12 protein-coding genes and 1 pseudogene are annotated in these 13,325 nt (G+C 64.9%); 9 read left to right on the top strand and 4 right to left on the bottom strand.

What is annotated here, in order from left to right:
• Positions 1-27: 27 nt before the first annotated feature.
• Together CDO35_RS15160 and CDO35_RS15155 are read right to left on the bottom strand one after the other, a co-directional pair.
• Positions 28-582 carry a nucleoside deaminase gene (locus tag CDO35_RS15160; protein ID WP_099525536.1) on the bottom strand — a complete coding sequence of 185 codons (555 nt, stop codon included), beginning with the start codon at positions 580-582 and terminating at the stop codon, positions 28-30.
• Between the two features lie 228 nt (positions 583-810).
• A complete protein-coding gene (locus tag CDO35_RS15155; RefSeq protein ID WP_099525535.1) occupies positions 811-1,698 on the bottom strand; it encodes a LysR family transcriptional regulator in 888 nt (295 codons plus the stop codon).
• Between the two features lie 213 nt (positions 1,699-1,911).
• Here CDO35_RS15155 and CDO35_RS15150 point away from each other — a divergent pair, with 213 nt between their 5' ends.
• The 6 genes from CDO35_RS15150 to CDO35_RS15125 all read left to right on the top strand — a co-directional run bounded on the left by CDO35_RS15150 (position 1,912) and on the right by CDO35_RS15125 (position 8,448).
• The gene (locus CDO35_RS15150; RefSeq protein ID WP_099525534.1) at positions 1,912-2,739 is read left to right on the top strand and encodes an HTD2 family dehydratase; all 828 of its coding nucleotides are present in this window, start codon (positions 1,912-1,914) and stop codon (positions 2,737-2,739) included.
• A 68-nt stretch (positions 2,740-2,807) separates the two neighbouring features.
• Complete coding sequence (locus CDO35_RS15145) at positions 2,808-3,971, top strand: acyl-CoA dehydrogenase family protein (protein ID WP_074918923.1); 1,164 nt, start codon at positions 2,808-2,810, stop codon at positions 3,969-3,971.
• Positions 3,972-3,981: 10 nt separating this feature from the next.
• Positions 3,982-5,334, top strand: a complete 1,353-nt coding sequence (locus CDO35_RS15140; RefSeq protein ID WP_099525533.1) for an MmgE/PrpD family protein — start codon at positions 3,982-3,984, stop codon at positions 5,332-5,334.
• 14 nt (positions 5,335-5,348) lie between these two features.
• Positions 5,349-6,551 (top strand): CaiB/BaiF CoA transferase family protein, encoded by a 1,203-nt coding sequence (locus CDO35_RS15135; RefSeq protein ID WP_099525532.1) that lies wholly within the window; start codon positions 5,349-5,351, stop codon positions 6,549-6,551.
• Positions 6,551-7,378, top strand: coding sequence for an HpcH/HpaI aldolase/citrate lyase family protein (locus CDO35_RS15130; protein ID WP_099525531.1), 828 nt, complete (start codon positions 6,551-6,553; stop codon positions 7,376-7,378). The genes CDO35_RS15135 and CDO35_RS15130 overlap by 1 nt, the downstream gene beginning before the upstream one ends.
• 74 nt (positions 7,379-7,452) lie before the next feature.
• Positions 7,453-8,448: a TRAP transporter substrate-binding protein gene (locus tag CDO35_RS15125; protein WP_099525530.1), complete on the top strand. Its 996-nt coding sequence runs from the start codon at positions 7,453-7,455 to the stop codon at positions 8,446-8,448.
• 63 nt (positions 8,449-8,511) lie between these two features.
• Here the strand turns inward: CDO35_RS15125 and CDO35_RS15120 are convergent, their stop codons facing one another.
• Both CDO35_RS15120 and CDO35_RS15115 read right to left on the bottom strand, forming a co-directional pair.
• Positions 8,512-9,447, bottom strand: a complete 936-nt coding sequence (locus tag CDO35_RS15120; protein WP_099525529.1) for a hydroxymethylglutaryl-CoA lyase — start codon at positions 9,445-9,447, stop codon at positions 8,512-8,514.
• A gap of 164 nt (positions 9,448-9,611) precedes the next feature.
• Positions 9,612-10,814 carry a CaiB/BaiF CoA transferase family protein gene (locus tag CDO35_RS15115; RefSeq protein WP_099525528.1) on the bottom strand — a complete coding sequence of 401 codons (1,203 nt, stop codon included), beginning with the start codon at positions 10,812-10,814 and terminating at the stop codon, positions 9,612-9,614.
• Positions 10,815-10,982: 168 nt separating this feature from the next.
• Between CDO35_RS15115 and CDO35_RS15110 the strand changes: the two genes are divergently transcribed.
• The 3 genes and pseudogenes from CDO35_RS15110 to CDO35_RS15100 all read left to right on the top strand — a co-directional run.
• A complete protein-coding gene (locus CDO35_RS15110; protein ID WP_099525527.1) occupies positions 10,983-11,903 on the top strand; it encodes a LysR family transcriptional regulator in 921 nt (306 codons plus the stop codon).
• A 119-nt stretch (positions 11,904-12,022) separates the two neighbouring features.
• Positions 12,023-13,027 (top strand): TRAP transporter substrate-binding protein, encoded by a 1,005-nt coding sequence (locus CDO35_RS15105; protein ID WP_099525526.1) that lies wholly within the window; start codon positions 12,023-12,025, stop codon positions 13,025-13,027.
• A gap of 151 nt (positions 13,028-13,178) precedes the next feature.
• Positions 13,179-13,325 (top strand): annotated as a pseudogene (locus CDO35_RS15100) (C4-dicarboxylate ABC transporter); the annotation flags it as partial.

The raw sequence follows: 13,325 nt of genomic DNA, 5'->3' as shown, positions 1-13,325 counted from the left end.
TGGTGCGTACGGCGCCCCCTGCGGTTTTCAACGACCGCCGCGCCAGGCCGCGAGCACGCGCTCGCGCATGGCTCGTCGGTCTTGCAGGCGCTCGATCAGTTGCTCGGCCAGGTCGAGCCAGTAGGGATCGACCTTGGCCTGCACCACGCACAAACCGGAAGCGAGATTGGCCCATGCCGGAGGCAGGCGGCCGTGACGCAGGGCGAAGCCGCCGTCGCGGTCGCGTGCCAGATAGCGCACGCGGGTGATGCCGGCCAGCAGGATACGGCCGTAGCACATCAGGCAGGGTTCGAGGCTGACGTAGAGTGTCAGACCTCGGCGGTCGACTTGCGCATGCTCGCTTTCGAGCTGGTCGAGCACCTGCATCTCGGCGTGGGCGGCGCTGGCGTAGGCCGATGTGAAGACCCGGTTGCGAGCGCTGCACAGCAATTCACCTGCGCCATCCACCAGCAGCGCGCCGACCGCATAACAGCCTTCTTCGAGTGCCAGCAGGGCTTGTTCGCAGCACAGCCTGGCCCAGGTGTCATCGTCGTGAGTGCTGGCTGGCGCCTGCTGCAACAGGGCGAGGTGCTCGGTGTTCATGGCGTCTCCATGGCCGGCGAAATGTTGCCGGAGTATGGCCCGCCATTGGTCACGTGCCCTACGACCTTGGTGCAATAGGCAGGGCAGGCACCGGCGGCGACACTGAGGCCGTCCCGATCATCCTGCGTGATTTGGGTGCAAGCGTTTCCGCATTCCTTTCGAGGAATGCCTTGAATGGGCGGGCGACCAATTGGTCGCCCTTTTTTTTGCCCGGAATTTCGCCTGGCGCTAGACGCCCTGGTTCAGCCGGTCGATCAGCGCACGTACGCTGCCCGGTAGTGCATCCAGCTCACGTACCAGCATGCTGCGCTCGCGCACCGCCCAGGCTTCGTCCAGCTGCAGGATCGCCAGCTGCATGGTGCGGCTGTGCCGGCGCGCGGCCGATTCGGGGATGATGCCGATACCTACGCCGCCTTCGATCATCCGACAGATCGCCTCGAAGCTCGAGACCTGGATACGCAGGGCCAGGTTGCCGCCGAGCTTTTCCACCTGTTCGCGCAAGAAACTCAGCAAGGTGCTGCCTTCATGCAGGCCGATGTGCTGGTAAGCGAGCGTGTCGTTGAAACTCACCGATTGCCGCTGCGCCAGCGTATGGCCCAGTGGCACGGCCAGCACCAGGCGGTCGGTGCTGAAGTGCAGCACCTGCAAACCCGGCGCCTGCACCGGGCCGGCGATGATGCCGAGATCCGCCGCGCCATCGAGCACGCCACGGACGATATCGCGGCTCAGGCGCTCCTGCAGGTCGACGGTGACGCCGGGACGTTCGGCAAGAAAACCGGCCAGCACCTCGGGGAGAAATTCGGTCACTGCCGTGGTGTTGGCGAAGATGCGGATATGCCCGGCGGCATCGGTGCCGTACTCGGTGAATTCGCTTTTCAGGTAATCCACCTGGCGCATGATCAGCCGCGCATGCTGCAACAGGCGCTGTCCGGCCGGGGTCAGCTCGACGCCACGGCTGTCGCGGTAAAGCAGACGGCTGCCGAGCTGGCCCTCCAGCGCCTTGATCCGCGCACTGGCGGCGGCCGGCGAGAGAAACGCCTTGCGCGCGCCCTGGGTCAGGCTTGGCGACTCGGCAATGTGGATGAACAGGCGCAGGTCGGGCAGATCGAAATGCATGGGTTCCTCTGCTTCTGTGGGAGGGGCCGGGCGGCGATCCGCTTTAGCCGCGACGCCCTGGCTTCCCCGGAAAACATCGCGGCTAAAGCCCCTCCCATATAGAAATATGGTGTTAAGCATATCCGAACGCCGGTTTAAATAAATGCGGATTCTCTGAACGCATGCTGCGTCGCATGCTCCAGCTCACACAAGAACCGAGCTGGAACCTGCCTCATGAGTGATTCTGCTTTTTCCGCCTGGATCGGTCGTAGCGAAGAAGTCCACGACCAACTCAGCCGCAATCTGGTCAAGCGCATCGCCGCCACCTTCGGCGAAGCCACGCCGGCCCATGGCGAGGCGCTGCCGCCGCTATGGCACTGGGCATTCTTTCAGGAGCCGGTCGCCGAGAACGGTTTGGGCGAGGACGGCCATCCGGCGCGCGGCGGCTTCCTGCCGCCGGCTGACAACCGCAATCGCATGTGGGCTGGCGGTCGTGTCGAGTTCATCCAGCCACTGCGCGTGGGCGGCGAAGCCAGCCGGGTTTCGACCATCAAGCACATCGAGGAAAAGCACGGCCGTACCGGCGCGCTGCTGTTCGTCACGGTGCAGCACGATTACCTGCAGGACGGCCAGCTGGCCATCCGCGAGGAGCAGGACATCGTATACCGCGAGCCCAGCCCGCCCAAGGCCAGCAGTGGCGAGCCGCTGGTTGCAGGCGACTGGCGCGAGGCGGTCACGCCGTCCAGCACCTTGCTGTTTCGCTACAGCGCCGTGACGTTCAACGGCCACCGCATCCATTACGACTGGCCCTACGTCACCGAAACCGAAGGCTATAGCGGTCTGGTGGTGCACGGCCCGCTGACCGCCACCCTGAACCTGCGCGCCTTCTGCCGCGCCAACCCGCAGGCGCGTCTGCGCCGCTTCGCCTACCGCGGCCTGCGTCCGCTGATCGCGCCGCAGCCGTTCGAGGTGGGCGGGCGCATCAGCGGCGAGGGCCAGGCCGAGCTGTGGGCGGGCAACGAGGCCGGCCTGGCGCAGCGCGCCGACGTGCAGTTCGACTGATTTCTGATTGCAAACACTGATTCGTGGGTGCCCGGCGGGTGCCACGACGCGATTTCCGAGGGACACCGATGAACGCTTATAACAACGAAGAACTCAACGCCATCCGTGAAGGCGTACGAGCCCTGTGCGCGGAGTTTCCGGCCGAATACTGGCGCAAGATCGATGAAGAGAAGGGCTTTCCGGAGGCCTTCGTCACGGCCATGACCGAAGCCGGCTGGCTGTCGGCGATGATCCCGGAAGAATACGGCGGCTCGGGGCTGGGGCTGGCCGAAGCCTCGGTGATCCTCGAGGAGGTCAACCACTGCGGCGGCAACTCCGGCACCATCCACGGGCAGATGTACAACATGTTCACCCTGCTGCGTAACGGCAGCGAGGAGCAGAAGCGCTACTACCTGCCCAAGCTGGCCAGCGGCGAGCTGCGCCTGCAGTCGATGGGCGTCACCGAGCCAACCACCGGCACCGACACCACCAAGATCAAGACCACTGCGGTCAAGAAAGGCGACAAGTACGTCATCAACGGACAGAAGGTGTGGATCTCCCGCGTGCAGCACTCCGACCTGATGATCCTGCTGGCGCGCACCACGCCGCTGGCCGAGGTGCAGCGCAAGTCCGAGGGCATGTCGATCTTTCTGGTCGATCTGCGCGAGGCCATCGGCAACGGCCTGACCGTGCAGCCGATCGCCAACATGGTCAACCACGAGACCAACGAGCTGTTCTTCGACAACCTGGAAATTCCCGCCAGCAGCCTGATCGGCGAAGAGGGCAAGGGCTTCCGCTACATCCTCGACGGCCTCAATGCCGAGCGCACGCTGATCGCTGCCGAGTGCATCGGCGATGGTCGCTGGTTCATCGAGAAGTCCGCGCAGTACGCCCGCGATCGCGTGGTGTTCGGTCGGCCCATCGGCCAGAACCAGGGCGTGCAGTTCCCCATCGCCGAGGCGCACATCGAGATCGAGGCCGCCGACCTGATGCGCTGGCGCGCCTGCGAGGAATACGACGCCGGGCGCAACGCTGGGGCAGCGGCGAACATGGCCAAGTACCTGGCGGCCAAGGCCAGCTGGGAGGCGGCCAACGCCTGCCTGCAGACCCACGGCGGCTTCGGTTTCGCCAACGAATACGACGTCGAGCGCAAGTTCCGCGAAACCCGCCTGTACCAGGTGGCGCCGATCTCCACCAACCTGATCCTGAGCTACGTGGCCGAGCACTTGCTCGAACTGCCCCGTTCCTTCTGAGGCCGCGACCATGAGCAAACATACTCAACAACTGGCCGCGTTCCTTGCCGAACTCGCCTACGAGCAGATTCCCGAGCACGTACTGGACCGCACCGAAGACCTGTTCCTAGACTGGCTAGGTTCGGCCCTGGCCAGCGAAGGCGCGCGGCCTATCCCGCTGTTCGAGGCCTATGCGCAGAAGATGGGCCCGGCCGATGGCCCGGCGCGCATCCTGGTCAATGGTCGTGGCACCTCGGCGTACTTCGCCGCACTGGTCAACGGCGCATCGTCGCACCTGGTAGAGCAGGACGACCTGCACAACAGCTCGGTATTGCACCCTGCTACCGTGGTGTTCCCGGCGGCTCTAGCGGCGGCGCAGGATCTCGGCAAGTCCGGCCACGAGCTGCTGCTGGCCTCGGTCGCCGGCTACGAAGCGGGCATTCGCATCGGCGAGTTCCTGGGCCGCTCGCACTACCGCATCTTCCACACCACGGCCACCGTCGGCACCCTGGCCGCTGCGGTGGCGGTGGGCAAGCTGCTGGACTTCGATCAGCAGCAGTTCGTCCACCTGCTCGGCAATGCCGGCACCCAGGCTGCCGGCTTGTGGGAATTCCTGCGTGACGCGGCTGACTCCAAGCAACTGCACACCGCCAAGGCCGCGGCTGATGGCCTGCTGGCCGCCTACTTTACCGAGCAGGGCCTGACCGGCGCGCAGAACATTCTCGAAGGCGAGCAGGGCATGGCGGCGGGCATGTCCCGCGATGCCGACCCAAGCAAGCTCTCGGACCGTCTCGGTCGGCGCTGGGCGCTGGTGGAAACCTCGTTCAAGTTTCACGCCTCCTGCCGGCACACCCACCCGGCGGCTGACGCACTGCTTGGCCTGATGCAGCGCGAAGGCCTGCGCCACGAGCAGATCGAGCGCGTCATCGCCCGTGTGCATCAAGGTGCCATCGATGTGCTTGGCCGGGTGAAGGTGCCGCAGACCGTGCACCAGGCCAAGTTTTCCATGGGCACCGTGCTCGGCCTGATCGCCGTACATGGCAGTGCGCAACTGACCGAGTTCGCCAACCTGGCCCTGCAAGACCCGGCCGTGGCCGCCTTCCGCGACAAGGTGCAGATGCGCCTGGATCCTGAAGTCGATTTGGCCTATCCGCAGCGCTGGCTGGGTCGCGTCGAGGTGATCACCACCGATGGCCGCACCCTGCGTGGTGCCATCGACGAGCCCAAGGGCGACCCCGGCAACACCCTCAGCCGCGTCGAGCTGGAAGACAAGTTCCGCCGCCTGCTGGCCTTCGCCGGCAAGCGCAGCAGCGATGAGGCGGGCGTGCTGATCGAGCGGGTCTGGCGCCTGCGCGAAACCGACGACCTGAGCCAGCTGGCCTGACCGAGGACATGGACATGAACAACGCACAACAACCCCGGCCACTGGATGGCATCACCGTGGTCAGCCTGGAGCACGCCATCGCTGCGCCGTTCTGCACCCGCCAGCTCGCTGACCTCGGCGCGCGGGTGATCAAGGTCGAACGTCCCGGCAGTGGCGATTTCGCCCGTGGCTATGACGAGCGCGTCGACGGTCTGGCCTCGCATTTCGTCTGGACCAACCGCTCCAAGGAAAGCCTGACCCTCGACCTCAAGCAGGACGATGCGATGCAGGTGCTCGGCAGCCTGCTGGCCAAGGCCGACGTGCTGGTGCAGAACCTTGCACCGGGTGCCGCCGCGCGCATGGGCTTGTCGTTCGAAGCACTGCACGAACGCTTCCCGCAACTGATCGTCTGCGACATCTCCGGCTATGGCGAGGGCGGCCCTTACGAGCAGAAGAAGGCCTACGACCTGCTGATCCAGAGCGAGGGCGGCTTTCTCTCTGTCACTGGCGGTGCTGGCGAGGAGGAGATGGCAAAGGCCGGCTGCTCCATCGCCGATATCGCTGCCGGCATGTACGCCTATACCGGCGTGCTGTCAGCGCTGATGCTGCGCGGCAAGACCGGTGTCGGTAGTCGCGTCGATGTGTCGATGCTGGAAAGCCTGGTGGAGTGGATGGGGTACCCGCTGTACTACGCCTACGACGGCGCCACGCCGCCGCCGCGCGCTGGCGCTGCGCACTCGACCATCTACCCATACGGCCCGTTCCCGGCTGGCGACGGCGGCACGGTGATGCTCGGCCTGCAGAACGAGCGTGAGTGGCAGGCGTTCTGCGCCAAGGTGCTGGAGCAGCCCGAACTGGCCAGTGACGAGCGCTTTGCCGCCAACTTCAAACGTTCCGAAAACCGCAGCGAGCTGCGTGCGCTGATCGTCGAAGCCTTCTCGCGAATGAGCACCGCGCAAGTGATCGAGCGCCTGGAGCTGGCGCAGATCGCCAATGCCCAGGTCAACGACATGGCCGGCGTCTGGGCTCACCCTCAACTCGAAGCGCGCCAGCGTTGGCGCCAGGTCGACAGCCCCAGCGGCAGCCTGCCGGCACTGCTGCCGCCAGGGCGCAACAACGCCTTCGAGCCGCGCATGGACGCCATTCCGGCGTTGGGCCAGCACACCGATACGCTGCTCGCCGAGCTGGGCTACGCCGCTGGCGATATCCAGCGTCTGCATCAGCAGGGGGCCGTGTGATGAGCCCATCCATCATTCGTACCGCGCTGTTCGTGCCAGCCAGTAGACCGGAGCGTATTCCCAAGGCGCTTGCCGTCGGTGCCGACGCGGTGATCGTCGACCTGGAAGACGCGGTGCAGGAGAGCCTCAAGGTCGAGGCCCGCGCCCATCTCGATGGCTTTCTCACCGCCAACCCCGAGGCCCGACTGCTGGTGCGCATCAACGCGCCGGAGCATGCCGGCCATGGCGCCGATATCGAACTGTGCGGCCGTCATGCCGGTGTCGTCGGTGTGCTGCTGCCCAAGGTGGAAAGTGCCGCGCAGGTGGTGCGCGTGGCTGCCTGTGGCAAGCCAGTGTGGCCGATCATCGAGAGTGCGGCGGGCTTGTTGGCGTTGGCGGAAATCGCCCGCGCGGAAGGCGTCGAGCGTTTGTCCTTTGGCGCGCTCGACCTGGGGCTGGACCTTGGTCTAAGCAGCGGCAGCGCTGCGGCCGAACGCATCCTCGATCAGGCTCGTTATGCCCTGTTGCTGCACTCGCGCACGGCAGGCCTGGCGGCGCCGCTGGACAGTGTGTTCCCCGCCATCGAGGACCGTGACGGCCTTGCTCGCACGACGCGCGATGCCCGTGACATGGGCTTCGACGGTTTGCTCTGCATCCACCCCAAACAGGTGGAGGTCATCCATCGCGCGTTGCATCCGGCCGAGGAAGAGCTGGCCTGGGCACGACGCGTGATGGCAGCGGCCAGCAGTGGCGAAGGCGTTTTCGTGGTCGACGGCCAGATGGTCGACGCCCCGGTGCTCGGTCGCGCTCGTCGTTTGTTGCAACGCGCCGGCGAGAGCCCGGCCTGAATACCGGCCGGCGGCACTGCGCCGCCGGCCATTTCGTCCCACGTACCGACCTACAAAAACAATGAGGTAACGTCATGTTCAAACTCACCGCCAAGGCGCTCGCCTGCGCTGCCATCTTCTCTTGTGCCGGCCTGGCCCAGGCTGCGGATGCGCCCATCCTGATCAAGTTCGCCCATGTGGTGGCGGACAACACGCCCAAGGGACAAGGCGCACTGCTGTTCAAACAACTGGCCGAAGAGCGCCTGCCAGGTCGGGTTAAGGTAGAGGTCTACCCCAACTCGTCGCTGTTCGGCGATGGCAAGGAAATGGAGGCGCTGCTGCTCGGCGACGTGCAGATGCTGGCGCCGTCGCTGGCCAAGTTCGAGCAGTACGCCAAACCGGTGCAGATCTTCGACCTGCCATTTCTGTTCGACAACATGGAGGCGGTCGACCGCTTCCAGGCCAGCCCGGAGGGTCGTGGGCTGCTGACCTCAATGGAAGACAAGAACATCACCGGCCTGGCCTACTGGCACAACGGCCTGAAGGTGATGTCGGCCAACAAACCGCTGCGTGATCCGGCCGATGCCCGTGGCCTGAAGTTCCGCGTGCAGGCCTCGGCGGTGCTCGAGGAGCAGTTCAAGGCAGTCCGTGCCAACCCGCGCAAGATGAGTTTCGCCGAGGTCTACCAGGGACTGCAGACGGGCGTGGTCAACGGCACCGAGAACACCTGGTCGAACTACTACAGCCAGAAGGTGCACGAGGTGCAGAAGTACATGACCGAGTCCGATCATGGCCTGATCGATTACATGGTGATCACCAACACCAAGTTCTGGAAGGGCCTGCCGGATGACGTGCGCAGCGAGCTGGAGAAGGTCATGGCCGAGGTTTCCGTCGAGGTGAACAAGCAGGCTGATGAACTCAACCGCACGGCCAAGCAAGACATCGCCAAGGCCGGCACCACCGAGATCATCGAGCTGACCCCGCAGCAGCGCGCCGAATGGCGTGAAGCCATGCGCCCGGTGTGGAAGAAATTCGAGAAGGAGATCGGCGCCGAGCTGATCCAGGCGGCGGAGAATTCCAACCAGCAGTGACGTTGCGCTGCAAACGAAAACGCCCGGTGCTTGCACCGGGCGTTTTTTGGTCTCGGCCGAGCCTCAGAGCCCGGCTTCCTGCATCCACTTGGGCTTGGGATAACGACGGTCCGACTTGCCGGCCTTGAGGATTGCGCCGGGTACGTCGTGGCCGATCAGGCCGGGCAGAGTGGCGGCTGCGTCGAGCAGGGCGTCGAGATTCACCCCCGTCTCCAGACCCATGCGCTGGAACATATGTACCAGGTCCTCGGTGCAGATATTGCCGCTGGCACCGGGCGCATAAGGGCAGCCACCGAGGCCGCCAAGGGAGGCGTCGAAGCGGTCGATACCGACGTTCAGGGCTGCCAGGGCATTGGCCAGGCCCATGCCGCGGGTGTTATGGAAATGCGCGGTGAATACTGCTTCGGGCCAGCGCTGCAGCGACTCGCGACAGATGCGCTCCACCTGGGCCGGGTCGGCCATGCCGGTGGTGTCGCAGAGGGTCACGCCCTGCACGCCGATCTCCAGCAGGCGCTCGGTCAGCTCGTATATGCGGGCCTCGGGCACCTCGCCCTCGAAGGGGCAACCGAAGGTGGTCGACAGCGAGGCGTTGATGAATACGCCGCTGCCACGGCTGACCTCGATGATCTCGGCGAACTGCGCCAGCGACTGCTCCGGCGTCATGCGCAGGTTGGCCAGACCGTGGGTGTCACTGGCCGACATGACCAGGTTGATCTCGTCCACTTCGCAGGACAGTGCGCGCTCGCAACCCTTCACGTTGGGCACCAGCACGGTGTACTCCACGCCGGCCACGCGCTGGATGCCGCGCATCACTTCTTCGGCATCGCGCAGGTTGGGGATGGCCTTGGGCGAGGTGAAGGAGGTGACCTCGATCTTCGCCAGGCCGGTGTGGGACAGGCGGTCGATCAGGGCGATCTTGTCTTCGGTGGGGATGAAGGAAGCTTCGATCTGGAAGCCGTCACGGGTGGCGACATCCTGGATGTAAAGGCGTTTGCTCATGGCATGATCCTGGTTAATCGCGGCGTAGGGTGCGCTGTGCGCACCGGCTTGAGCTGCGTTGCTGTCTTGGTGGACAAGCTTCGCGTTGTCCACCCTACGAACTGTTGTAGTGCGCACGGCCTAGGCGGCCCCGCGACACCCTACGGGCTAAGCGGTAGCTGCTGTTAGATGATCCCGCGCTCGCGCAGCCCTGCGACCTGTTCCGCGCTCAGGCCAAGCCCGGCGAGAATGTCGTCGTTGTGCTCTCCGAGCTGCGGGCCGCCGGTGCCGATACGGCCCGGTGTGCGGCTGAGCTTGGGTAACACGCCCGGCACCTTGAGCGGGCCGACGCTGGTCTGCACCTGCTCGATCATCTGCCGCGCCAGGTAGTGCGGGTCCTGCACGATGTCGGCGGCGGTGTAGGGGTAGCCGGCCGGCACGCGCGCGCCCTTGAGCGCTTCGATCACCTCGTCGCGGCCACGCTGGGCGGTCCATTCGGCGATGGCGCCGTCGATCAGTTCGGCGTGCTGGCTGCGTCCGTCGTTCTGCGCCAGGCGCGGGTCGTTGCCCAGGTCGTCACGGCCGATCAGGCTCATCAGGCGCTTGTAGATGCTGTCGCCATTGCCGGCGATCAGCACGTAGCTGCCATCGTTGCACGGGTAGGAGTTGGACGGGGTGATGCCGGGCAGGGCGCTGCCGGCTGGCTCGCGGATGTAGCCAAAGGCATCGTATTCGGGGATCAGGCTTTCCATCATGGCGAATACCGACTCGTACAGCGCCACGTCGATTTCCTGGCCTTCGCCACTGCGCGCACGCTCCTGTAGGGCCAGCAGCACGCCGATCACGCCGTACAGCGAAGACAGCGAGTCGCCGATGCTGATACCGACGCGCACCGGCGCCTGGCCGGGGTAGCCGGAGAGGTGGCGCAGGCCGCCCATGGCTTCGCCGATCACCCCGAAACCGGGCAGGTCGCGGTAGGGGCCGGTCTGCCCATAGCCGGAGATGCGCAGCATGATCAGTCGCGGGTTGATCGCCTTCAGCGCGTCATAACCCAGGCCCCAGCCTTCCAGCGTGCCGGGGCGGAAGTTCTCCACCAGCACGTCGGCCTCGGCCACCAGCTTGCGCACGATGTCCTGTGCTTCGGCCTGCTTCAGGTCGAGGGTCAGCGAGCGCTTGTTGCGCGACTGCACGTGCCACCAGAGCGAGGTGCCGTCCTTGATCTTGCGCCACTTGCGCAGCGGGTCGCCGACGCCAGGCGGCTCGATCTTGATCACGTCGGCGCCGAATTCGCCGAGCAGTTTGCTGGCGAAGGGACCGGCGATGAGCTGGCCCATCTCGATCACCTTGAGCCCCTGCAGGGCCATGTTGCTGGTGTTGTTTTGAGTCATGGCTGCACCCGATTTGCCTGTGCGTTTCTCGTGGTGCGCAGAATGGCGCAGCGGCGCGGTGCCGACAATTGCTCAATGGCCAAGCTAGGCTTCGCGTATCGCGAAGTGGCATGCTGTAAATCAGCTTTCTGGCAGTCTCGCTTCGCCAGACACGAAATGGAGACCTTCATGCGCCGCATCGATTTCGTCACCCTCAAGCTGTTCGTCGCCATAGCCGACGAGCGCAGCCTGACTCGCGCCGCCGAGCGCGAGCATCTGGCTCTGGCGGCGGTGAGCAAGCGCGTCAGCGACCTGGAAAACCAGCTCGGCATCGCGCTGCTCTATCGCCAGCCCAAGGGCGTCGAGCTGACCCCGGCCGGCCACGCGCTGCTGCACCACGCGCGCAACATGATGGACAACCTCGAGCAGCTCAACGCCGACCTCAGCGAGTTCAGCGAAGGGGTGAAAGGCCATGTGCGCATCCACGCCAACACCTCGGCGGTGATCGAATTTCTGCCCGAGGACCTGGCCAGCTTCAGCCGCCTGCACCCGCAGGTGAAGATCGATCTGGAGGAGCGGGTCAGCAGCGAAACCATCCGCGCGGTGCGCGAGGGGCTGACCGATATCGGCATCTTCGCCGGGCATGTGCCGGCCGAGGATCTGCAGGTGTTCACCTACCGTCACGACCAACTGGTGCTGGTCACCCCGCGTGAGCATCCCCTGGCCGAGCGCGATGGCCTGTTCCTGCGCGAGGCGGTGGGTTTCGATTTCATCGGCCTGCAGCAGGACGCGTCCCTGCACGGCCTGCTGCAGCATTCGGCGCAGAGCCAGGGCGTGGCCCTGCGCTTGCGTATTCAGGTACGCAGCTTCGAAGCCATCTGCCGGATGATCCACACCGGCATGGGCGTCGGCGTGTTGCCGGACCTGGCGGTGCGTACCTACCTGCCGGCGCTCGATGTGCGGGTGATCCCGCTGCATGACCCCTGGGCGCGGCGCGAACTCAAGGTGGCGGTACGTAACCAGGACAACCTTTCGCTGACCGCGAAGCAGATGCTCGATCACCTGAGAAACAGCGGTTTGGCGGGGGAGAGTTCTGCGCTGCCTTCGTGAATGCCGAAGGCTCGGTTGTTCAAATGTGAATTTCAGCCTGGGGGGACGGCGGAGTAGAGTCCGGGCCAATCGAAGGGGTTTCTCCCTCGACGCTCAGACAAAAACAACAGGAGCCTTCCATGAAGTTTTCTTTCGTCCGTCGTGGCCTGGCCGGTGTACTCGCCGGTTGCGCACTGCTTGGCGCACTCTCGGCACACGCAGCCGATCCGATCTTGATCAAGTTTTCCCATATCACCGCCGACAGCACGCCGAAGGGTCAGGGCGCGCTGATGTTCAAGAAACTGGTGGAGGAGCGCCTGGCCGGCAAGGTCAAGGTCGACGTCTATGCCAACTCTTCGCTGTATGGCGATGGTAAGGAAATGGAAGCCCTGCTGCTCAATGAAGTGCAGATGCTGGCGCCGGCACCGTCCAAGCTGGAGCAGTACACCAAGCAGCTGCAACTATTCGACATGATGTTCCTGTTCGATGACGTCGCTGCCGCGCAGCGCTTCCAGTCTTCGGACAAGGGCAAGGCGCTGCTCAAATCGATGGAGAGCAAGGGCATCACCGGCCTGGCCTACTGGCTCAACGGCATGCGCCAGCTCACCGCCAACAAGCCGCTGGTCGAGCCGGCCGATGCCCGTGGGCAGAAATTCCGCGTGCAGCCGTCCGATCTGCAGGCCGCGCAATACAGCGCCCTGCGTGCGGTGCCGCGCAAGATGGCCTTCGCCGAGATCTACCAGGGCCTGCAGACCGGCGTGGTCAACGCCCAGGACAACCCTTGGTCGAACATCTACTCGCAGAAGTACTTCGAGGTGCAGAAGTACATGACCGAGTCCAACCATGCCATCGGCAACTACCTGCTGATCACCAACACCCAGTTCTGGAACGGTCTGCCGGCGGACATCCGCAGCGAGCTGGAGCAGATCGTCGACGAGGTGACCGTCGAGGTGAACAAGCAGGCCGAGGCGCTGAATACCGAAGCCCGTCAGGCCATCGTCGCTACCGGCAAGAGCGAGATCATCACCCTGACGCCCGAGCAACGTGCTGCCTGGCGTGACGCCGTACGCCCGGCCTGGAAGAAGTTCGAAGCCGAGATCGGCGCCGACGTGATCGAAGCCGCGCAAGCCGCCAACCAGCCGTAAGCCCCACAGCCGCTCCGGGCCCACGCACCCGGAGCGGCCTTTCATTCGCCGTCGCCTAAGACGGCGTTTGCCAATGACGAATATCGCGCCGTCCCAGGCTCGGTTAGATTCGCCCAACTCCTGACAATCACAAGAACCTCGCGGAGATGCCATGAACGCCTTGCGGCGCGGCTGGGAGCACTTCGAGGAAGGCTTTATCGCTTTCCTCCTGGCGACCATGACGCTGATCACTTTCGTCTACGTGATCCTCAACAACTTCTACACCCTGTTCTATTGGCTGGGTGACACCTTCGGCGGT

The sequence above is a fragment of the Pseudomonas sediminis genome, assembly GCF_002741105.1.
In the GTDB taxonomy this organism is placed as follows: domain Bacteria; phylum Pseudomonadota; class Gammaproteobacteria; order Pseudomonadales; family Pseudomonadaceae; genus Aquipseudomonas; species Aquipseudomonas sediminis.
This window is presented reverse-complemented; position numbering and strand designations above follow the sequence as displayed.

What these genes read in the sequence shown, in the direction of transcription:
- CDO35_RS15130 (WP_099525531.1), top strand. Translation starts at nt 6,551, where the DNA reads ATGAGCCCATCCATCATTCGTACCGCGCTGTTCGTGCCAGCCAGTAGA.
- CDO35_RS15115 (WP_099525528.1), bottom strand. Translation starts at nt 10,814, where the DNA reads ATGACTCAAAACAACACCAGCAACATGGCCCTGCAGGGGCTCAAGGTG.
- CDO35_RS15145 (WP_074918923.1), top strand. Translation starts at nt 2,808, where the DNA reads ATGAACGCTTATAACAACGAAGAACTCAACGCCATCCGTGAAGGCGTA.
- CDO35_RS15155 (WP_099525535.1), bottom strand. Translation starts at nt 1,698, where the DNA reads ATGCATTTCGATCTGCCCGACCTGCGCCTGTTCATCCACATTGCCGAG.
- CDO35_RS15160 (WP_099525536.1), bottom strand. Translation starts at nt 582, where the DNA reads ATGAACACCGAGCACCTCGCCCTGTTGCAGCAGGCGCCAGCCAGCACT.
- CDO35_RS15120 (WP_099525529.1), bottom strand. Translation starts at nt 9,447, where the DNA reads ATGAGCAAACGCCTTTACATCCAGGATGTCGCCACCCGTGACGGCTTC.
- CDO35_RS15150 (WP_099525534.1), top strand. Translation starts at nt 1,912, where the DNA reads ATGAGTGATTCTGCTTTTTCCGCCTGGATCGGTCGTAGCGAAGAAGTC.
- CDO35_RS15135 (WP_099525532.1), top strand. Translation starts at nt 5,349, where the DNA reads ATGAACAACGCACAACAACCCCGGCCACTGGATGGCATCACCGTGGTC.
- CDO35_RS15105 (WP_099525526.1), top strand. Translation starts at nt 12,023, where the DNA reads ATGAAGTTTTCTTTCGTCCGTCGTGGCCTGGCCGGTGTACTCGCCGGT.
- CDO35_RS15110 (WP_099525527.1), top strand. Translation starts at nt 10,983, where the DNA reads ATGCGCCGCATCGATTTCGTCACCCTCAAGCTGTTCGTCGCCATAGCC.
- CDO35_RS15125 (WP_099525530.1), top strand. Translation starts at nt 7,453, where the DNA reads ATGTTCAAACTCACCGCCAAGGCGCTCGCCTGCGCTGCCATCTTCTCT.
- CDO35_RS15140 (WP_099525533.1), top strand. Translation starts at nt 3,982, where the DNA reads ATGAGCAAACATACTCAACAACTGGCCGCGTTCCTTGCCGAACTCGCC.